Annotated in this window: 15 protein-coding genes and 1 tRNA gene; 5 read left to right on the forward strand and 11 right to left on the reverse strand. The window is 72.6% G+C overall.

The window, feature by feature from the left end; translation table 11 throughout:
• Positions 1–78 precede the first annotated feature (78 nt).
• The 6 genes from ACFYNS_RS08780 to ACFYNS_RS08805 form a co-directional block, all read right to left on the reverse strand.
• Positions 79–1,095, reverse strand: coding sequence for an ABC transporter permease (locus tag ACFYNS_RS08780; protein WP_360290349.1), 1,017 nt, complete (start codon positions 1,093–1,095; stop codon positions 79–81).
• 260 nt (positions 1,096–1,355) lie between these two features.
• On the reverse strand, positions 1,356–2,351 hold the full coding sequence (locus ACFYNS_RS08785) for a cytochrome c biogenesis CcdA family protein (protein ID WP_388601703.1): 996 nt from the start codon (positions 2,349–2,351) through the stop codon (positions 1,356–1,358).
• Complete coding sequence (locus ACFYNS_RS08790) at positions 2,351–3,388, reverse strand: thioredoxin domain-containing protein (protein WP_388601705.1); 1,038 nt, start codon at positions 3,386–3,388, stop codon at positions 2,351–2,353. Before ACFYNS_RS08790 ends, ACFYNS_RS08785 begins: the two co-directional genes overlap by 1 nt.
• A 108-nt stretch (positions 3,389–3,496) precedes the next feature.
• Complete coding sequence (locus ACFYNS_RS08795; RefSeq protein WP_388601708.1) at positions 3,497–4,021, reverse strand: hypothetical protein; 525 nt, start codon at positions 4,019–4,021, stop codon at positions 3,497–3,499.
• A 69-nt stretch (positions 4,022–4,090) separates the two neighbouring features.
• Positions 4,091–6,280, reverse strand: a complete 2,190-nt coding sequence (locus tag ACFYNS_RS08800; RefSeq protein ID WP_388601710.1) for a hypothetical protein — start codon at positions 6,278–6,280, stop codon at positions 4,091–4,093.
• Positions 6,280–6,984 (reverse strand): vancomycin high temperature exclusion protein, encoded by a 705-nt coding sequence (locus ACFYNS_RS08805; RefSeq protein WP_388601713.1) that lies wholly within the window; start codon positions 6,982–6,984, stop codon positions 6,280–6,282. The genes ACFYNS_RS08800 and ACFYNS_RS08805 overlap by 1 nt, the downstream gene beginning before the upstream one ends.
• Before the next feature lie 204 nt (positions 6,985–7,188).
• On the opposite strand from ACFYNS_RS08805, the gene hrpA reads away from it, so the two are divergent.
• From hrpA to ACFYNS_RS08820, 3 genes are all read left to right on the forward strand, one after another.
• Complete coding sequence (hrpA, locus tag ACFYNS_RS08810) at positions 7,189–11,292, forward strand: ATP-dependent RNA helicase HrpA (protein WP_388601717.1); 4,104 nt, start codon at positions 7,189–7,191, stop codon at positions 11,290–11,292.
• Positions 11,293–11,379: 87 nt separating this feature from the next.
• A tRNA-Asp gene (locus ACFYNS_RS08815) sits at positions 11,380–11,454 on the forward strand.
• Positions 11,455–11,653: 199 nt separating this feature from the next.
• Positions 11,654–11,824: a DUF6274 family protein gene (locus ACFYNS_RS08820; RefSeq protein WP_388601719.1), complete on the forward strand. Its 171-nt coding sequence runs from the start codon at positions 11,654–11,656 to the stop codon at positions 11,822–11,824.
• A 465-nt stretch (positions 11,825–12,289) separates the two neighbouring features.
• On the opposite strand, the gene bldC is transcribed toward ACFYNS_RS08820, so the two are convergent.
• Positions 12,290–12,496: a developmental transcriptional regulator BldC gene (gene bldC / locus ACFYNS_RS08825; protein ID WP_019355084.1), complete on the reverse strand. Its 207-nt coding sequence runs from the start codon at positions 12,494–12,496 to the stop codon at positions 12,290–12,292.
• Between the two features lie 534 nt (positions 12,497–13,030).
• Positions 13,031–13,906, reverse strand: a complete 876-nt coding sequence (locus ACFYNS_RS08830; RefSeq protein WP_360290325.1) for a hypothetical protein — start codon at positions 13,904–13,906, stop codon at positions 13,031–13,033.
• Between the two features lie 201 nt (positions 13,907–14,107).
• On the opposite strand from ACFYNS_RS08830, the gene ACFYNS_RS08835 reads away from it, so the two are divergent.
• Both ACFYNS_RS08835 and ACFYNS_RS08840 read left to right on the forward strand, forming a co-directional pair.
• Positions 14,108–15,232 (forward strand): Glu/Leu/Phe/Val dehydrogenase dimerization domain-containing protein, encoded by a 1,125-nt coding sequence (locus ACFYNS_RS08835; protein WP_360290327.1) that lies wholly within the window; start codon positions 14,108–14,110, stop codon positions 15,230–15,232.
• Positions 15,233–15,527: 295 nt separating this feature from the next.
• Complete coding sequence (locus tag ACFYNS_RS08840; protein WP_276478707.1) at positions 15,528–15,788, forward strand: DUF3073 domain-containing protein; 261 nt, start codon at positions 15,528–15,530, stop codon at positions 15,786–15,788.
• Between the two features lie 294 nt (positions 15,789–16,082).
• Here ACFYNS_RS08840 and purM read toward each other — a convergent pair whose 3' ends face one another.
• The 3 genes from purM to ACFYNS_RS08855 all read right to left on the reverse strand — a co-directional run bounded on the left by purM (position 16,083) and on the right by ACFYNS_RS08855 (position 19,763).
• Complete coding sequence (gene purM, locus ACFYNS_RS08845; RefSeq protein WP_360290329.1) at positions 16,083–17,150, reverse strand: phosphoribosylformylglycinamidine cyclo-ligase; 1,068 nt, start codon at positions 17,148–17,150, stop codon at positions 16,083–16,085.
• 181 nt (positions 17,151–17,331) lie between these two features.
• Positions 17,332–18,882 carry an amidophosphoribosyltransferase gene (purF, locus tag ACFYNS_RS08850; protein ID WP_360290331.1) on the reverse strand — a complete coding sequence of 517 codons (1,551 nt, stop codon included), beginning with the start codon at positions 18,880–18,882 and terminating at the stop codon, positions 17,332–17,334.
• A 53-nt stretch (positions 18,883–18,935) separates the two neighbouring features.
• Complete coding sequence (locus ACFYNS_RS08855) at positions 18,936–19,763, reverse strand: sterol carrier family protein (RefSeq protein WP_360290333.1); 828 nt, start codon at positions 19,761–19,763, stop codon at positions 18,936–18,938.
• Positions 19,764–19,871 lie beyond the last annotated feature (108 nt).

A 19,871-nucleotide genomic window follows, 5' to 3' on the forward strand; every position in this document is an offset into this window, starting at 1 on the left:
GAACACCTGATCCATGAGCATCGGCATTTCGGCCGGTGCCGGGGGCCGGCGGATCCGGGATCAGGGATCAGGGCGGGGTCAGGACGGGGCCGCCGCGTGGGCCGGGGCGCGGTCCCGGCCGCCCGGGTGGCGGTGGCGCCACAGCCAGAAGACGGTGCAGGAGACCAGCGCCCAGGCGGCGAGGACCAGGTAGGGCTGGACGAGTTGGTGGTCGGCGAAGTAGACGGCGGTGTGCTGGGCGTTCACCGAGGCGCCGGGCGGCAGCCAGCGACCGATCTCGCCGAGTGCCGAGGGCAGCAGCGGCCAGGAGACCGCACCGCCCGACGAGGGGTTGCCCAGCAACACCATCACGCCCCAGGTCGGCAGCATCGCCCAGCGGCCGATCAACGTGTTGAACATGGTGAAGACCATCCCGCTGGTGAACATCGTCAGCGCCAGGATCAGCCAGGAGTGGACGAACGGGAGGTCCAGCGCGCCGAGTCCCCAGTCGACCACGGCGGCGATGACGAATCCGCCCAGGAGGGCGTAGGCGGCGGTGCAGGCGATCCGCTCGGGCGGGTTGAGGGCGCGGGCGTGGACGCTGAGCTGGATGGCCCCGACGAAGCCGATGATGACGGCGGCGAGCGAGATGTAGAAGATCGCCAGGCCACGCGGGTCCCCCGCGTCCAGCGGTTTGAGGTCGCGCACCTGCACGGGGACGCCGAGCGCTCTGCCGACCTTCGGTCCCGCGGTGCCCAGCAGTTCGGCCACCGAGGCGCCGGACGCGCTCGACACGTCCAGTTCGACCCCCTTCGGCCGCTCCACCCGCATGATCGCGAAGACCTGCTGGGCCTCGACGGCGTGCTCCGCCGCCGCCTGTGTGCCGTAGTGGCGCAGCTCCAACGAGGAACCCAGCGCCTTCTCCATGCCCTGCACGAACGCGGCACGGTCCCGGTGGCCCTCCGGCTCGCCCACGACCGCGACGGGCACATCGTGCGGGGTGGGGTTGGCCATCGCGTACGTGTACGACCCGGCGAAGAGACCGGCGGCCGCGGCGAGGATCAGCACCAACACGGTGGCGGGCAGGAAGGGCGAGTCCTTGAAGTCCTGCCACATCCGGGCCGCCGTGCGCCGCGTGCCACCGTGCCGGCCCGGCCGGCCGCCGCCCTGCTCGCTGCGGGGGTGGCGGGTCCGGTCGGGGCTGGGGTCCGGTCGGGGCTCGGACCGCTCGGGTTCCTCGCTCATGGCTGCACACTATGCGGGCATAGGGGGCATTCCGCTTTTTCCGCCTCGCGGCACCCATGGCCGTGCCCCTGACCGCACGGCTCCGCCCGGTTCCTCTCGCACCGGGCGGAGCCGGTACCCGCCGGTTCCCGCTATGCGCCCGCGGGTGGCCGGGTGTCCGCGCGTGCCGCCGCCGCGTCCGGGTCGGACCGCGCCTCCGGTCCGGGCCGCCCGTCCGGGGCGGGCCGGGTGGCCGGGTCCGGCGGCCCGGCGTCGGCTCCGGCTTGCGGGTCCTGCTGCGCACCGGCGCGGAGGCGGGCGCGGCGGCGTGCGTGTGCCGTACGTACGCCGCGCGCGGCGCCCGTCGCGCCCAGCACCAGCAGCAGCGCCCCCAGCAGCACGCTGTCGGGCACCGCGTCACCCACCCGGCGGGCCCAGTTCTCCGCGGCGAAGGCACCGTCCACGTCCGAGAGTCCGGGCAGGCCCGACGCACCGTCGAAGGCGAGGAAGAGGACTCCGATGAGGACGAAGAAGAATCCGGAGAGAAGCGAGGTGGTGTGCAGCCGGAAACGCCCGCCGACCACCAGTTCCCTTCCGCGCAGCCACCGTCGCCGCCCCAGGTCGAACCGTTCCCACAGCAGCGCGAGCACGAACAGCGGTACGGCCATCCCCAGGGCGTACACGGCCAGTAGCATCCCGCCGTAGACGGGGTTGCCGTGCACGGCCGCCACCGTCAGAACGCTGCCGAGGATGGGGCCGGCGCAGAACCCGGCCAGGCCGTACACAGCTCCCAGCGCGTACACCGAGAGCGCCGTCGTGGGCCGGATGCGGCCCGACGCCTCCCGCAGTCGGCGCGGGGCGAAGCCGAGACCGACCACCTGGGCGACTCCGAGAACGATGATCAGCCAGCCGCCCACCGAGACGAGCAGGTCCCGGTGGCCGTAGAAGAGCCGGCCGGCGAACGCACCGGCCGCGCCCAGCGGGACCAGCGTCGTGGCCAGTCCCAGGTAGAAGATGCCGGTACGGGCCGTCAGCCGGCCGGCCGAGTCGATCGAGTAGGCGAAGAACGCGGGCAGCAGCAGCGCGCTGCACGGGCTGAGCAGGGCGAGGAGGCCGCCGAGGAAGGCGGCCAGGTATCCGACGTCCATCAGTCCTGGTCCCCGCCCGAGCCCGGCTTCCCGCCGGACTGCCCGCCGGACCACTCGCCCGGCTTCCCGGACTTCCCGGACTTCTCTGCTGCCGCCGCCGCGCGTTCGATCGCGTCGGTGAACACCTCGTCCGGCTGTGCCCCCGCGATCGGCTGGCCGTTGACGAGGAAGGCGGGGGTGGCTGCGGCACCCAGTCCGTACGCCTCGGTGCGGTCCTTCTCCAGCAGCTTCCTGGCGGCCTCGCTCGCCCGGTCGCGGTCGAAGCGGTCGAGGTCCCGCACGCCGGCCTGCTCGGCGAGTTCGCGCAGGTGCCCGTCCTCGAAGGCGTTCTTCTCGTTGCCCTTGTCGGCGTAGACGGCGTCGTAGAACTGCCAGAACCGGCCCTGCTCGCCCGCCGCGTACCCGGCGAGTGCGGCGCGCTCGGAGCCCTCGCCGAAGACGGGGAAGTTGCGCCATTCGATGCGCAGCAGCCCCTTGTCGACGTACTTCTCGACCAGCTTCGGCTCGGTGTCCCGCGCGAACTTGCCGCAGAACGAGCAGCCGAAGTCGGCGTACTCGATCAGTACGACGGGGGCGTCCGCGGCACCCCGTGCGAACGGGTCGTCCGCGTTGCGGCGGGCGAGCTTCAACAGCGCCGGGTCGCCGGCCGCGGTGTTGTCGGAGCGTTCCTCGGCGGTGGCGTTGCCGGAGTCGCCTCCCGCACGCGGAGCGGTGGTGTCCCCGCCGACGGCGTACTGCGACAGCCAGCCCGCCAGGAGCGCCGCGACGGCGACGAGCGCACCGATGACGACCCCCTTGCGGGAGCGGACCGGCGCCGGGGCCTTCGCGGTCGGCTTGGACTCGGACTTCGGCTTCGGCTTCGGCTTGGACTCCGGCTTCGGCTTCGGCTTCGGCTTCGACTCGGACTCCGGGTCCGGTTTCGGCTTGGAGTCCTGGTCCGGGTCCGACGTCGGCTCCGGAGCGCGGTCCGGGGAAGCGGCGGATCCCGTCGGGGGCTCGGACGGCTCGGTGTGGCTGCTGGGGTCGGTCGGGGGCATGCGCACGTCTCCTGTCGCGGTTGCGGAATGCGGCGGTCCGGAACCGGCACGGAAACAGGCGCGTCCGCACCCTGCGGACGCGCGGGGACACCGCGCCGGCGGGCGCGGCTACACGCGCAGGACGGAGAGTTCGACGGGAGTGGGGGGCGGTATCGGCGCGGGACCGCGCACCGGCGGTCTGGCGTGCGCCGCCCCGATCGCGCTGTGCGACTGCGGGGTGAGGCAGGCCGGGAGCGCGAGGGACAGGAGTTGCCGACTGCCGACAGGCGCCGCCGGAAGCGCGCCGCCCGCGCCCTTCGAACGGTGGCAGTGGTGAGGATCCGCGTCGGCGGAAGCGGAGGCGGGGACCGCGCGGTCGCCGGCGTCGGCGGACGGCGCGGTGGCGTACCGCACCGCCTCGGCCGCGTACGGCACTTCCGGTCCGGCGGCGTACGGCGCGGCCACCGTGGTCCGCACCACCAGGGACGCCTCCCCGGTACCGGTACCGGATCCGGCTCCGGCTCCGGCGGGCTGCGCACTGCGCGCGCCCGCGAGCTGCATGGTCCCGCACAGCGCCAGCAGCAGCGTCACGAGGACTGCGGCGGCCCGCCGCGTGCCTCGCACCGTCTGTGCGCCACCGTGCCCACCGTGCATGCGGCCAGCCTAACGGGACCCGGTCGCCCTGCCGGTCACCCCGGAGGGCGGTACGTACGGGCCCCGCGCTCAAGCCTCTGCCGCTGTCCCCGGACCCCGGGCCTCCGGGTGACTCCGCCCCGGGACGCGGGCCGACAGTTGCCGGGCGGCGCGGTGCTCCGGGGACGTCTCCGGTACGGCGGCGAGCAGCTCCGCGGCCTCCTCGTGCGCCTCGGGCGTCGCGACCTCGTCGACCAGCAGCTCCGCCAGTTCCGTCGCCGGGTCGAAGAGCGAGGTGAGCATGAAGCCGCTGTAGCCCGACCGCACGAGGTGGTGCACCTCCCGGGCGGTGCGCAGCCACTCCACCGCCTCGGCGGTACGCCCCTGGCCGCGCAGGGCCCGTGCCAGCCAGTAGGCGGCCTCGTGCAGTGCCTCCTGCTCCTCGCGGCCCGTCCAGGCGAGCCGCAGCAGGGCCTCGGCTTCCTCGTACCGCCGCCACCGGACGAGCTGCTTGCCGGCGCGCCAGCCGTACCAGACCTTCCCGCCCTTGGCGGCGCGCGTCCACCAGCGGACGGCCTCCTCCATGTCGCCGTAGCCGTCCCCGACCCGGTTGCCGACCCAGCCCGCGGCCTCGGGCCTCCCGAACCTGGCCGCCCTGCGCAGCCACGGTTCGGCCGCGACCGGGTCGTCCAACCGGACGTACAGCGCGCCCAGTCCCTCGACGGCGTCCAGGTCGCCCGCCCTGGCCGCGGGGAGGTAGAGCGGGACGACGGCCTTCTCGTGTGCCCCGCACTCCTCGTGCAGCATGCGACCGAGCGCGTACGAGGCGACGGCGGCCGGGCAGGCCGGGGAGTCCTCCCCACCGTTCCGCCCCGCGTCCAGTGCCCGCGCCGCACCCCCCACTCCCCCGTCGACCGCGGAAGCGGACGCTTCAGCTGCCGCCGCGGCGCGCCGGTAGTGCCGTACGGCTTCGGGGTAGCGGTGCAGTTTCTCCGCCAGGCGGCCGAGTTCGAGCGCGGCGGCCGGGTCGCCGGACCCGGCCGCCGCGTGCAGCGCGGGCAGTCGGGTCTCCTCCTCGGCGGAGAGCGCGGGCGGACCGGTGCGCTCGTCGGCTTCCAGCTCGGTGAGGGAGTCGGCAGCGGCCTCGTAGGGATCGTCGTCGCCGTCGGTGCCCGCTTCGGCCGCCTCCAGCCAGCGGCGGGCCTCGGCCGTGCGCCACTGCTCGCGGCACAGGTCGCCCAGCCGTCGCTGCTGGATGCGGTCGCCGGCCTCGGCGCCGGGCCGCAGCGACGCCTCGTACCGCGCCAGTTCGCCGTACTGGAAGTGCACGGCGCTGAGGGAGCGGGAGAGCAGCCGGGAGTCCGGGTGGCGGCGCAGTCCGTCGGCCAGCACCCGGCAGGCGTCCTCGTACCGGTCGAGGTTGTAGTGGAGGAGCGCGTGCCACTGATCGGTGCGCGGGTTGCCGAGCGCGCGCGCCTCCACGTACGCCTTCTCCGCTTCGGGCAGGAAGGACGGGTAGGAGGTGAACCACTCCGGTTCGGTGTGCAGCTCGCTGAAGGGCGCGCACTCCTCGGCGTCGTCGAGGAACTCCGCCACCCGCGCGGGCAGGTCGGCGGGGCGCTCCTCGGCCGGCAGCCCGCACAGCGCGGTGAGTTCCAGGATCCGGGCGCGGTGGAGGTCGATCCGCTCGCCCAGCTCGGCCATCCGCTGCTCGACCCGGCCGGCGACGTGGTCGTACGGAGCCGCCTGCGCCAGTTCCGCCTCGGCCTCAGCGCTGCGGCCCTGGCTCAGCAGGAGCAGGGCGCCGTTGGTGCGGCACTCGACGCTGCCGAGGGCCGCACCGCGCGCGTACCACTCCGCGGCGCCCTCCTGGTCGTCGAGCCGCTCCCACAGCAGTTCGGCGAGGCCGAAGGCGCAGGCGCCGTCCCGCTCGGCGGCGGTGCGGTACCAGTATGCGGCGACCGCGTACTGGCCCCGGTCCTTCGCGGTGACCGCACGCAGCCGTGCGGCCCGCGGATCGCCGCCCCTGGCCGCCTCCTCCAGCCAGCGGACCGCGTCGTCCACCCGCCCCCTGCCGACGAGGAACTCCGCGTACGCGTGCCGGTCCGCCGCCTCGCCGTGCTCGGCAGCCGTCCGGTAGGCCCGCTCCTCGGCCTCGCGGCTGTCCGCGGCGGCAGCGCCCGGGGCGCCGGTGGTCGCGCCGGTGGTCGCGCCGGTGGTCGCGGTCTCTGTGGTCCGCGCGCCGGCGGTGCTCGCGCCGTCGGTCCCCGTTGATGTCATCAGTGCGTGCCGCCTTCTTGCCGCTCGGTGGGGAGGTGGTGCTCTCCGGATCCCGCAAGGGCGCGCCGGACGCCCGGTTCGCGGGGGCCGGGGAAGCGCGGGTCGGGGGTGAACGCCGCGTCGTAGGCCGCCTTCACCGCGCCCGGCAGCTCGCGCAGCCCGCCCGCGTACCAGGTCGCGTCCCGGGGTTCGGGCACCGCGACGCCGTACGCGTCGATCCCGGCGGCCCGGCACAGCGCTGCGGCCCGGCGTACGTGGTAGTCCTGGCTGACCAGCAGCGCCCGCCGGACGCCGAAGACCCGGGCGGCGCGGGCGCAGGAGTCCCAGGTGTCGAAGCCCGCGTGGTCGGTGACGACGCGGCCGGGCGGGACTCCGCGGTCGAGCAGGTAGCGCCGCATGGCGCCGGGTTCGTCGTGGTCGCGGCGGCCGTGGTCGCCGGAGACCAGCAGGACCCGGACCGTACCCGCGCGGTAGAGCCGCACGGCGGCGTCCAGCCGGTGCGCCAGATACGGGGACGGCCGGCCGTCCCGCAGACCCGCGCCGAACACCAGCGCCACCGGGGCCCTGGGCGCTTCCGCCAGGTCCGCGCCGACCCGGCCGTCCGTCGTCAGCCGCAGCCAGGTCGCCGGCAGCAGTGCCAGCACACAGCCGAGCACCGCACCCCGCACCCGTCGCCTGCGGCGGCGCGTACGCTCTCCGCCCACCTCGGTCCCCCGCACCTCGGTCCCCCGTCCGTCCCGTCCGCCGCACCCCGCGGCGGGTCGGTGCCCCGCCGCGTGAGCTGCGCCGGCATGCCCCGTCCGGGCGGGACGGGGCCGGTGTCCTTCGGGTAAACCGACGCGGAAGCCGCGCCCCCGGTTGCAAACCGTTCGCCACCCGCTCCCCGGGGGTGCGATCCTTGACGTGGTATGTCGACTTCCACCCAGACCCCCGCCCCCTCCCCCCAGGAGCTGTCGAAGCGCCTCCCGCACCTGATGCTCGGCGACCAGCACCGGCTGGGCCGTCGACTCGCGGGCGCCCGGAAGATCCGCAAAGGGGAGGCCCGCGCGGCCGTGCTCGCGGAGATCTCCGCGGCGATGGACGCCTCCGAGCTGCGCGTGGCGGCCCGCCGCGCGGCGGTGCCGCCGATCACCTATCCCGAGCAGCTCCCCGTCAGCCAGAAGAGGGACGAGATCCTCGCCGCGGTCCGCGACCACCAGGTGGTGATCATCGCGGGCGAGACGGGCTCGGGCAAGACGACGCAGATCCCCAAGATCTGCATGGAGCTGGGCCGCGGGCTGCGCGGGGTGATCGGCCACACCCAGCCGCGCCGGATCGCGGCGCGCACGGTCGCCGAGCGGGTGGCCGAGGAGCTGGGCTCGCAGCTCGGCGAGGCGGTCGGCTGGAAGGTGCGCTTCACCGACCAGGTGCAGGACCACACGCTGGTCAAGCTGATGACGGACGGCATCCTGCTGGCGGAGATCCAGCAGGACCGCGAGCTGCGCCAGTACGACACGCTCATCATCGACGAGGCGCACGAACGCTCCCTGAACATCGACTTCCTGCTGGGGTACCTGGCGCAGCTGCTGCCCAAGCGGCCGGACCTGAAGGTGATCATCACCTCGGCCACCATCGATCCGGAGCGGTTCTCGCGGCACTTCGGGGACGCGCCGATCGTGGAGGTCAGTGGCCGGACATATCCGGTGGAGGTGCGCTACCGGCCCCTGGAGGAGGGTGCGGGGAGCGGCGACGAGGGAGAGGACGGCGAGGCCGCCGGGAGCGGCGGCGGCGACCGGGACCAGGTCACGGCCATCTGCGACGCGGTGGACGAGCTCCAGGCCGAGGGGCCCGGCGACGTCCTGGTCTTCCTCTCCGGGGAGCGGGAGATCCGGGACACGGCGGACGCGCTGGAGAAGAAGTTCGCCCGCGGCCAGGGCCCGCGCCCCGGCGGCGGCACCGAGGTGCTGCCGCTGTACGCGCGGCTCTCCAACGCCGAGCAGCACCGGGTCTTCCAGCAGCACTCGGGGCGCCGGATCGTGCTGGCGACGAACGTGGCGGAGACGTCGCTGACGGTCCCCGGCATCAAGTACGTGATCGATCCGGGCACCGCCCGCATCTCGCGCTACAGCCACCGCACCAAGGTGCAGCGGCTGCCGATCGAGCGGGTCAGCCAGGCGAGCGCCGACCAGCGCAAGGGCCGCTCCGGCCGGACGTCGGACGGCATCTGCATCCGGCTCTACGCGGAGGAGGACTTCCTCGCGCGGCCCGAGTTCACCGACCCGGAGATCCTGCGGACGAACCTGGCGTCGGTGATTCTGCAGATGACGGCCGCGGGGCTGGGGGACATCGAGAAGTTCCCGTTCATCGATCCGCCGGACCACCGCAGCATCAAGGCGGGCGTGCAGCTCCTGGAGGAGCTGGGCGCGCTGGAGGCGAAGACGCGGAAACTGACGCCGCTGGGCCGCAAGCTGTCCCAGCTGCCCGTCGACCCGCGGCTGGCCCGGATGGTGCTGGAGGCCGACCGGAACGGCTGCCTGCACGAGGTGATGGTGATCGCGGCGGCGCTCTCCATCCAGGATCCGCGGGAGCGGCCCTCGGACAAGCAGCAGCAGGCCGACCAGCAGCACGCCCGATTCAAGGACGAGACCAGCGACTTCCTGGCGTTCCTCAACCTGTGGCGCTATGTGCGCGAGCAGCAGCGCGAGCTGTCGTCCTCCGCTTTCCGCCGGATGTGCAAGGCGGAGTTCCTCAACTATCTGCGGATACGCGAGTGGCAGGACATCCACAGCCAGCTCCGCCAGGTCGCCAGGACGATGAAGGTCCGCTCCGCCGGGGGCCGCGGGCCGGAGCCGGATGCGGGGCAGGAGGCGGCGCCCGACGCCGTCCACCGGTCGCTGCTGGCGGGTCTGCTCTCGCACATCGGGTTGAAGGGCGGCGGGCTGGAGGGCGGGAAGGATTCCGGCAAGAACGAGTATCTGGGGGCGCGCGGCGCCAAGTTCGCGGTGTTTCCCGGGTCCGCGCTGTTCAAGAAGCCGCCGCGCTGGGTGATGTCGGCTGAGCTGGTGGAGACCTCGCGGCTGTGGGCGCGGGTCAACGCGCGGATCGAGCCCGAGTGGATCGAGCCGCTGGCGCAGCATCTGGTCAAACGCACCTACAGCGAGCCGCACTGGGAGCAGAAGCAGGCGTCGGTGGTGGCGTACGAGCGGGTGACGCTCTACGGCGTGCCGATCGTGGCCCAGCGGAAGGTCGACTACGGCCGGATCGACGCGGAGACCTCGCGCGACCTGTTCCTGCGCAACGCGCTGGTGGAGGGCGACTGGCGGACCCATCACCAGTTCTTCCACGACAACCGCAAGCTGCTGGACGAGGTCGAGGACCTGGAGCACCGCGCCCGGCGCCGCGACATCCTGGTGGACGACGAGACGCTGTACGACTTCTACGACCAGCGGGTGCCGGACGATGTCGTCTCCGGGGCGCACTTCGACTCCTGGTGGAAGAAGAAACGCCGCGAAGAGCCCGATCTGCTGAACTTCGAGAAGTCGATGCTCATCAGCGACCGGGCCGAGGAGGTCTCCGCCGCCGACTACCCGGACGTGTGGCGGCAGGGCGGCCTCGCGCTGCCGGTGACGTACCAGTTCGAGCCGGGCACGGACGCGGACGGGGTGACCGTGCACGTACCGCTCCAGGTGCTGAACCAGGTCACCGCCGAGGGCTTCGACTGGCAGATCCCCGGGCTGCGCCAAGACCTGGTCACCGAGCTGATCCGCTCGCTGCCCAAGGCGATCCGGCGGCATTACGTCCCCGCTCCCGACCACGCCAGGGAGTTCCTGCGCCGCACCGCGCCGCAGCCCGAGCCGCTGGTGTGGACGCTGGCGCGGGAGCTGCAGCGGATGGTCGGGGTCCCGCTGGCGGCCCAGGACTTCGATCCGGCCAAGGTGCCCGACCATCTGAAGGTCACCTTCCGGGTCACCGACGAGCGGCGCCGCACGCTCGCGGAGGGCAAGGACGTCGAGGCGCTGCAGATCCGGCTCAAGTCGCAGACGCAGACGGCGATCTCCCGGGCGTTCGACTCGTCCGCGCGGGCTGCGCGCAAGAAGGGCCGCAAGGCCGCCGAGGACGGCGCTGCGCCCCGGGAAGGGGCACCGGCGGAGGCACCGGCGCTCCAGCGCACGGGCCTGACGGAGTGGACGCTGGGTGCGCTCCCCCGCACCTTCGAGACCCGGCGTGCCGGCCAGCCGGTGAAGGCGTACCCGGCACTGGTGGACGAGGGTTCCTCGGTTGCCGTGCGGCTGTATGACACCGAGGCGGAGCAGCACGCCGCGATGTGGCGCGGCACCCGGCGCCTGATCCTGCTGAACCTGCCCTCCGATCCGACGAAGTTCGCGCAGTCGAAGCTGGGCAATCAGCAGAAGCTGGCCCTGTCCCGGTCGCCGCACGGGAGCGTGCAGGCGCTGTTCGAGGACTGTGTGGCGGCCACGGTGGACCGGCTGGTGGCGGCGCACGGCGGACCGGCCTGGGACGAGGAGTCCTTCCGCAAGCTGTTCGACGCCGTCCGTACGGACGTGGTGGACGCGACGCTGCGCACGGTGCAGCAGGTGCAGGAGGTGCTGGCGGCCTGGCACTCGTGCGAGGGCCGGCTGCGCGGGACGACGAGCCCGGTGCTGGCCGACTCCGTCGCGGACGTCCGGCAGCAGCTCGCGGAGCTGATCAAGCCGGGGTTCGTGGCCGAGCACGGTGCGGCCCGGCTGCCGCATCTGATGCGCTACCTCGTCGCCGCCGACCGGCGCCTCCAGCAACTCCCGCACCACGTCGAGCGGGACCGGACGCGGATGGCCAAGGTGCACGAGATGCGGGACGAGTACCTCTGGCTGCTCGAGCAGTTCCCCCCGGGGCGTGCGGTACCGCAGGCGGCGCGGGAGATCCGGTGGATGATCGAGGAGCTGCGGGTCAGCTACTTCGCCCATGCCCTGGGCACGGCGTACCCGGTCTCCGACAAGCGGATCGTGAAGGCGGTGGACGCCGCGGCCCCGTGACGGACCCGTCCACCCTGAGTGGTTACCGTGCAACTCAGGGTGAGTTCGCTCCCGCCCCCTGACCTGCTGTAGAGTTCCATCTCGCGAGGTCCTGTGGAGCAGTTTGGAGTGCTCGCCACCCTGTCAAGGTGGAGGCCGCGGGTTCAAATCCCGTCAGGACCGCATCGATTCGAGAGCCCGGTAGTCGACGACTGCCGGGCTCTCTCGCGTTCGCCGGCTCCGTCCCGAGCCCCTCCCCGCCCGGAAGCCCTGCCGCCCCGGAGTCCTGCCCCTCCCCGAGGCCCCGGCCGCCCTGAAACCTCCGCCGATGTTTGACGGGCGGGGGGCCGGGGGGTAGTCCTGGCACGGGAGGAGGTGACCCGTGATCGAGGAATCCGCGCACGGAGCGCGGCAGGAGGCGCGGGCACTCCTGCGGGCCCATCTCGCGGCCGCGGGACGGCGGCGCCATGCGACGCGGCACTGCTCGCTCTGCCACCGGCTGCTGCAGCTGGCGATGGCGGATCCCGGGAAGGCCGACCGGAAACGCAAGTGACGGATGGGGCACCGCCGTTGGTGCATTACCGCACCGTGAGTGATCACCACAACACCTTCCCGGCGTGACGGGTGTCACCCGGATTGGCCGTACTGTTCGGGAACTTGAGCACCCCTCAGGCCGCCTCAATTTAATATGTGCAATTGCACCAGGCGCCGAACGGACCGCACAGCCGCGCGCACAACCACTCAGGGGCACCCGTCGAAGCGCAGGAAGGCGCAGCCCGCCGGCCTCCCCGGAACACCCGCCGGAGCACTCCCCGAACGGCCCCCGGCGCGACGGCTCGGGGCGCCGGTTCGCGGACACAAAAAGATCGCGCTGGACCCGGCGGAGTCCAGCGCGATCAAACGGAGAGCCGCTGTTGGGGCAGCGGTTCGGCCGCGTGGTGCGCAGTGGGCGGATCGTGGGGTGGGGCCCCGGAAAACGCCCCTGTGTGGTGCTGTTGCGCCTGCTCAGGAACCCTGATCAGGCTTCGCTGCGCTGCTGCGGGATACCCGCGAGCAGGGCGCGAACCTCCGCTTCGCGGTAGCGGCGGTGCCCTCCGAGCGTGCGGATGGACGTGAGCTTGCCCGCCTTTGCCCAGCGCGTGACCGTCTTGGGGTCCACGCGGAACATCGTGGCAACCTCAGCCGGGGTCAGCAGCGGCTCGGTATCAGGGGTGCGAGCGGTCATGAGCGGCCTCCTCGGGAGAACCGAACCATCACGGTTCTTTCCTCTAAATTCTGCACCTTGACCCGCGTTGCCCGATATGGCGGACGCGAGCCGAGTCGGTTATAGGACGAACGGCTTGTCCTCGGCACTACAACTACACCATCTGTCCAGCCACGTCGGCCAAACCGATGGAATTGCCCTCTCAGGTGTTCAACCTCGGCGGAAGCCGATGGACCGTCCCATAGCGGACAGTCACCCCCCTGTGACGATCAGTCACAACAGGGAGCAAGGGGCATCAGACCCACCAAGGAGCGCAATACCGATCTATCCGCCCTTAGTTGGACGGAAGGAGCCCCGTGCGGACTCCTTGTCCTATTTTGACACGAGGGGTAGCTCTGAGAGCAAGACCCGTTTAAGTGCAATCCGTCACGCTTGAGGCAATCACCCGGTTCGGGACGTAGGTCCCACTCCTCCCGCGGAACCCGTTCCGGACAGCCGCCGCTCCCCCGGTCCCGGGCCCGCAGGCGACCCCGGGCGCCCGGCAGGGGGCGCGCCTCAGCTCGCGTACTGGAGTCGGCGAACCGCCCTCCAGCGCGCTGTCAGCCGCTCGTAAGCCGCACCGGCACGCTCACCGTCGCCGGCGCGGAGGGCCGCGAGGCCCTCCGCGACATCGGCGGCGGAGCGGTCGCCCGCCAACTGCTCCTCGGGGATGGCGTGGGCCAGCCCGCCGTAGTCCAGCTCGACCAGGGAGCGCGGGTGGAACTCCTCCAGCCAGCGGCCCACGTCGATCAGTCCCTCGACGAGCGGTCCCTCCTCCAGTTCCTCGCGGAGCACCTTCAGACCGCGGGCGAGGCGGCGCCTCGCCTGGACCATGGGCGTGCGATAACGGAAAACGAACTGCTGTCCGCTCTCCTGACCGGATTCCGGCTTCGCAAACTCCCTTTCTTCGTCCTCGAAGAGAACGAACCAGCGCACCGGCACATGCCACAGCGCGGTACGGATCCAGGGCCGCGCGTCGGGGTTGCGCTCCCGCCACTGCTCGTAGTCGGCCACGGCCTGCCGCCGCACCACCGGCGGCAACGCGGCGTCCAGCACCGACTGCGGCAGGTCGATCTCGCGGTCCTCGGCGGCCTGGGTGAGAGCCGCCAGGGCCTGCCAGCTCCGCAGCCGGGTGCGCCAGGGGCAGACGCACGTGACACCGTCCACCTCCGTCACGAACGCCTCGGCGCTCTCGCCGACCGGCACCGCCACGGGCGGCACCGGGATCAAATCCGCCAGGGCGCGGCGGATTTCGTCCTGCGCCGTCGGGAGGCGCCGCTGTTTCGCATACGCGATCCAGTGCGAGCGCTCCGGCTCGGGGAAGGCCGCCAGCGGTTCGTAGACCCGCAGGTACGCCGCGTACGGGACGACGACGGACGCATTCTCAGCCACGCATTGCCTCCAAGCTCCACGCCTCCACATGCCGGTCTCATGAGCGAGCCTGGGAGACAGTTGACTACCCCGATCGTGGGACCGCAACGTGCCCGTGACGCGCAGGTCGTACGCTGCATCCCGACCGGCCCTCCCCGGGCTACGACTGCCACAAGCGGCGCGTCCGCCGAGGGCTACGACGCGATTCCAGGAGTCACTACCGTGATCGAGGTATCACCTTCTGCAAGCGTTCCCGCCGGAGCCCCCACCGGGGATCCGGTCATCAGCACGCTCTTCCGCTCCGAACAGGGCGGACACGAGCAGGTCGTGCTCTGCCAGGACCGGCCCAGCGGCCTGAAGGCCGTCATCGCGCTGCACTCCACCGCACTCGGCCCGGCGCTGGGCGGCACCCGCTTCCACGCCTACCCGGGCTCGGCCGACCCCGAGCAGGCCGCGGTGCTCGACGCGCTGAACCTCGCGCGCGGGATGTCCTACAAGAACGCGCTGGCCGGTCTCGACCACGGCGGCGGCAAGGCTGTGATCATCGGCGATCCCGAGCAGATCAAGACCGAAGCCCTGCTGCGTGCGTACGGCCGCTTCGTCGCCTCCCTCGGCGGACGCTATGTCACCGCCTGCGACGTCGGCACCTATGTGCAGGACATGGACGTCGTGGCCCGGGAGTGCCGCTGGACGACCGGCCGCTCGCCGGAGAACGGCGGCGCGGGCGACTCCTCCGTGCTCACCGCCTTCGGCGTCTTCCAGGGCATGCGGGCCTGCGCGCAGCAGCTGTGGGGCGCGCCCACGCTGCGCGGCCGGCTGGTCGGTGTCGCCGGGGTCGGCAAGGTCGGCAAGCACCTGGTGGGGCACCTGCTGGAGGACGGGGCCCGGGTGGTGGTCACGGACGTCCGAGAGGAGTCGGTACGCACCGTGCTGGCCGCACACCCGGGTGCCCCGGTGTCGGCCGCAGCGGACACCGACGCGCTGATCCGCACCGAGGGGCTGGATCTGTACGCGCCGTGCGCCCTGGGCGGCGCGCTGAACGAGGAGACGGTGCCGGTACTCACCGCTGCGGCCGTCTGCGGCGCCGCCAACAACCAGCTCGCGCACCCCGGGGTGGAGAAGGACCTGGCCGAGCGCGGCATCCTCTACGCGCCCGACTACGTGGTCAACTCGGGCGGCGTGATCCAGGTCGCGGACGAGCTCCACGGCTTTGACTTCGCACGTGCGAAGGCAAAGGCGGAGAAGATCCGCGCGACGACGACGGCCATTTTCGAACGCGCGGAAGCGGACGGCGTTCCCCCGGTCGTCGCCGCGGACCGGCTCGCCGAGCAGCGCATGGGCCGCTGAAACCCCCGGGAACCGGGCCGGTGGACAGCGGAGGGAACCACCGTGACAGTGGTCTCACCACCCCGCGGCGGGTCCCTCCGCTACAGGAAGGTAAAATCACCACTGACCAGCACGAGAAGGGTCGACGGGCGCGTCGGACGGCGGCCGCGTCATGCGGGCGACGTACCGTACGGCGGCGGAAGCAGGTACCGTTGAAGCCCTGAGTACCGGTCTCTCGCTCGAGAGGCCGCTATGAACCATGAACGCGTGTCAAGACTCTGGGGCCGTCGAGCCCCGTCGTTGAGGGGGTCGAGCCATGGGGCGCGGCCGGGCCAAGGCCAAGCAGACGAAGGTCGCCCGCCAGCTGAAGTACAACACTGGCGGGACAGACCTATCGCGCCTGGCCGAGGAGCTGGGCGCATCGACATCGAACGAGTCGCCGAACGGCGAACGCTTCGAGGACGATGAGCAGGACGACCCGTACGCACAGTACGTGGATCTGTACGACGAAGAGGAGGACGACGACGCGGGTGCGCCCGGGTCGTCGGACCCCCGGTCGAAGCGCCGCGGCGCCTGACGTTCGCCCGTACTGACCCGGTCCGGCAACCGCCGGACCGGGTTCTGGCGTGCGCTGCGACTCCGCGGCACGACCCAGCCGTACCCCCACGGGGGGTACGGCGGTGCTGCCGCGGCCGCCGTCCGGCGGCGGACTCCCGGCAGCGGACACGTCCCCGGCAGCAGCGCGGCGACGCGCTCCGCCGACTTCCCGCGCCGCACGGAGCCGACGTGCGCCGCGGATCCGACAGACCGCCCGGACGGTCGTGCGGCGCCGGCCGTCACCGCCGGCCGCACAGTGCCTGCCAGGTAGCGCTCAGCGTGCATAGTCACCCGTGAGGGTGACCGCTTCCGTGCGGTCCCCGCGCTCGGTGATCTCTCCCGCCACCCAGGCGTCCACGCCCCGGTCGGCCAGCGTCGCCAGGGTGATGTCCACGGAAGCGCGGGGCACGACGGCGATCATGCCGACGCCCATGTTCAGGGTCTTCTCCAGCTCGGCCCGTGCCACCCCGCCGGCGCCGGCGACCACGTCGAACACCGCGCCGGGGGTCCAGGTCGAGCGGTCCACGGAGGCGTGCAGCCCCTCGGGAACGACCCGCGCCAGGTTGCTGGCCAGTCCGCCCCCGGTGACGTGCGAGAAGGCGTGCACCTCGGTGGTCCGGGTCAGCTCCAGGCAGTCCAGCGAATAGATCTTCGTCGGCTCCAGCAGCTCCTCGCCCAGGGTCCGGCCGAACTCGGGCACCTGCCGGTCCAGCTCCCATCCGGCGCGGTCGAAGACCACGTGCCGCACCAGCGAGTACCCGTTCGAGTGAAGCCCGGAGGAGGCCATGGCGACCACCACGTCCCCCGTACGGATGCGATCCGGCCCCAGCAGCGCGTCGGCCTCCACCACGCCGGTGCCCGCACCCGCCACGTCGTACTCGTCCGGCCCCAGCAGCCCCGGGTGCTCCGCCGTCTCGCCGCCCACCAGCGAGCAGCCCGCCAGCACACAGCCCTCGGCGATCCCCTTGACGAGGTGCGCCACCCGCTCGGGAACGACCTTGCCCACGCAGATGTAGTCCGTCATGAACAGCGGCTCGGCACCGCAGACGACCAGGTCGTCCACGACCATCGCCACCAGGTCGTGGCCGATCGTGTCGTGCACGTCCATGCGCTGCGCGATGGCGACCTTGGTGCCGACACCGTCGGTGGCCGACGCGAGCAGCGGGCGCGTGTAGCCCTTGAGCCGGGAGGCGTCGAAGAGGCCCGCGAAGCCGCCGAGCGCGCCGATCGACTCGGGGCGCCGGGTCTTGGCGACCCACTCCTTCATGAGCGTCACGGCACGGTCGCCGGCCTCGATGTCGACGCCGGCGGCGGCATAGCTGACGCCTTCGCTGTGTGTCATCGGTACGTCTCTCGTGTGTGGGTGCGGAGGGAGGAGCGGGACCGGCGCCGCGGACAGACCGCCGCGCCGCGGATCCGGTGCCCCGCCGCGTCCGCACCCCGCGGCGCTGCGGGCAGCGGACGGCGGGACGCGGCCGGGCGGGGCGGGGTACGCACGGTGCGGGCGGGGACGGCGCGCAGGGCTAGGGGCGCTTCAGCGCGTCCGCGGCACCCACACCCGAGGCGAGGGTGTTGACGCCGTCGACGTCGGAGCCCGCCTCGGTTTCGAGCAGGTGCTTGCCCAGCAGTTCGGGGTCGGGCAGCTCCATCGGGTACTCCCCGTCGAAGCAGGCCCGGCAGAGCTGGTCCTTGGGGATCGTCGTCGCCTCGATCATCCCGTCGGTGGAGATGTAGGAGAGCGAGTCCGCCCCCAGCGACTTGCCGATCTCGTCGGTCGACAGCCCGTTGGCGATCAGTTCGGCGCGGGTGGCGAAGTCGATGCCGAAGAAGCACGGCCACTTGATCGGCGGCGAGGAGATCCGCACGTGCACCTCGGTCGCGCCGGCCTCGCGCAGCATCCGCACCAGGGCGCGCTGCGTGTTGCCGCGGACGATCGAGTCGTCCACGACGACCAGCCGCTTGCCCCGGATGACCTCCCGGAGCGGGTTGAGCTTGAGGCGGATGCCGAGCTGCCGGATCGTCTGCGAGGGCTGGATGAAGGTACGGCCCACGTAGCTGTTCTTGACCAGGCCGGAGCCGTAGGGGAGACCGCTGGCCTCCGCGTAGCCGATCGCGGCGGGGGTGCCGGACTCCGGGGTCGCTATCACCAGGTCGGCGTCAGCCGGGGCCTCGGCGGCGAGCTTGCGGCCCATCTCCACCCGGGAGAGGTACACGTTCCGGCCCGCGATGTCGGTGTCCGGGCGCGCCAGATAGACGTACTCGAAGACACAGCCCTTCGGCTTTGCTTCGGCGAACCGCTGGCTGCGCAGTCCGTCCTCGTCGATGGCGACCAGTTCGCCCGGCTCGATCTCCCGGATGAAGCTGGCGCCGACGATGTCCAGCGCCGAGGTCTCGCTGGCCACCACCCAGCCGCGCTCCAGGCGGCCGAGCACCAGCGGCCGGATGCCCTGCGGGTCCCGGGCCGCGTAGAGCGTGTCCTCGTCCATGAAGACCATCGAGAACGCGCCCCTGACCTGCGGCAGCACCTGCGGCGCCGCCTCCTCGACGGTGAGCGGCTTGCCGTCCGCGTCGGTCTGGCCCGCCAGCAGCGCGGTGACCAGGTCGGTGTCGTTGGTGGCCGCCACCTGGGTGGCCCGGCCGCCGGGCACGTCGGCCTGCTCTGCGACCAGTTCCGCCAGCCGCGCCGTGTTGACCAGGTTGCCGTTGTGGCCCAGGGCTATCGAGCCGTGGGCGGTGGCGCGGAACGTGGGCTGGGCGTTCTCCCAGACCGAGGCGCCTGTCGTCGAGTAGCGCGCGTGACCCACGGCGATGTGGCCGCGCAGGGATCCGAGGGAGGTTTCGTCGAAGACCTGTGAGACCAGGCCCATGTCCTTGAAGACCAGGATCTGGGATCCGTTGCTCACTGCGATGCCCGCGGACTCCTGACCGCGGTGTTGCAGGGCGTACAGGCCGAAATACGTGAGCTTCGCGACCTCTTCCCCCGGCGCCCAGACCCCGAAGACGCCGCATGCGTCCTGAGGGCCCTTCTCACCGGGGAGGAGGTCGTGGCTGAGCTTTCCGTCACCACGTGGCACGCTTCGAGTCTACGGCCAGCCGCCCGCTGTGCCGAACCCGGGACCTGTGACCTTCAGCCCAGTACCGGCAGCACCGGCGACAGATCGGCGCGCGCGCCGCTCGCGGTCAGCTGCGGGCCGGCCAGCGCCTCGGCCCAGGCGACCCGGCCGGTGGCCAGCCGGAGCCAGGTCAGCGGATCGGTCTCGACGACGTTCGGCGGGGTGCCGCGGGTGTGCCGGGGGCCCTCGACGGCCTGGACGACGGCGAACGGCGGGATCCGCACCTCCACCGAGGCGCCCGGCGCCTTGGCCGCCAGCGCGTCCGCGAGCAGCCGGACCGCGGCCGCCGTCGCCTGCCGGTCCAGCACGATCCGCAACCCGGTGGCCCGGGCCAGGTCGTCGCTGTGCACCACCAGCTCCACCAGCCGGGTCACGGTGTAGTCGAGCATCCGCATCGTGCCGAAGGCGTGCGGGACCAGCAGGTCCTCGCGCACGCAGGACTCCAGGACCGGCTCCAGATCGGCGACGGCCCGGTCGACGCGCTCCGGGCCGTCGGGCGAGGCCGCCGCCTCCGCACGGGTCTCCTCGTCCAGCACCTCGGCGCGGGTCGCCGCCGCGAGGGCCCACCGGGACAGGGTGACCTGCGGGGCCTGGCCGGAGACCTCCGTCCCCGGCCTGCCCAGCAGGCGGGGCACCGAGTCGATCTGCCGGGCGATGTGGACGAGCAGGTGGTGCACGTCCCAGCCGGGCAACCCGGAGGGGAGGGCGTGCTGCTCCGGTACGAGGCGGTGCGCGGCGTCGGCCACGGACTCGACCTGGTTGATGAGCGCCGTGCGGACGCGGGTCGGGTCGTAGGTGCGCCGGTCTCTTCCGTTCGGGGTGGTGCGTCGGGCGGGCGGCATACGCGTGAGATTAGCGGGCCGCGGGTTCCCGCGCCCTCCCGCCCTGCGGAGGGGCGGGAGGGCGCGGGCCGGGTCTGGGACCGGGTCCGGGACCGGGACCGGGACGGG

The sequence above is a fragment of the Streptomyces sp. NPDC006925 genome, from assembly GCF_042869575.1.
Lineage (GTDB): Bacteria > Actinomycetota > Actinomycetes > Streptomycetales > Streptomycetaceae > Streptomyces.

Excerpts from the sequence above, each read along its gene's own strand:
- purM (WP_360290329.1), bottom strand. The coding sequence starts at position 17,150 with ATGACACACAGCGAAGGCGTCAGCTATGCCGCCGCCGGCGTCGACATC.
- ACFYNS_RS08790 (WP_388601705.1), bottom strand. The coding sequence starts at position 3,388 with ATGCCCCCGACCGACCCCAGCAGCCACACCGAGCCGTCCGAGCCCCCG.
- bldC (WP_019355084.1), bottom strand. The coding sequence starts at position 12,496 with ATGACCGCTCGCACCCCTGATACCGAGCCGCTGCTGACCCCGGCTGAG.
- hrpA (WP_388601717.1), top strand. The coding sequence starts at position 7,189 with ATGTCGACTTCCACCCAGACCCCCGCCCCCTCCCCCCAGGAGCTGTCG.
- ACFYNS_RS08800 (WP_388601710.1), bottom strand. The coding sequence starts at position 6,280 with ATGACATCAACGGGGACCGACGGCGCGAGCACCGCCGGCGCGCGGACC.
- ACFYNS_RS08785 (WP_388601703.1), bottom strand. The coding sequence starts at position 2,351 with ATGGACGTCGGATACCTGGCCGCCTTCCTCGGCGGCCTCCTCGCCCTG.
- ACFYNS_RS08840 (WP_276478707.1), top strand. The coding sequence starts at position 15,528 with ATGGGGCGCGGCCGGGCCAAGGCCAAGCAGACGAAGGTCGCCCGCCAG.
- ACFYNS_RS08855 (WP_360290333.1), bottom strand. The coding sequence starts at position 19,763 with ATGCCGCCCGCCCGACGCACCACCCCGAACGGAAGAGACCGGCGCACC.
- ACFYNS_RS08780 (WP_360290349.1), bottom strand. The coding sequence starts at position 1,095 with ATGTGGCAGGACTTCAAGGACTCGCCCTTCCTGCCCGCCACCGTGTTG.
- ACFYNS_RS08795 (WP_388601708.1), bottom strand. The coding sequence starts at position 4,021 with ATGCACGGTGGGCACGGTGGCGCACAGACGGTGCGAGGCACGCGGCGG.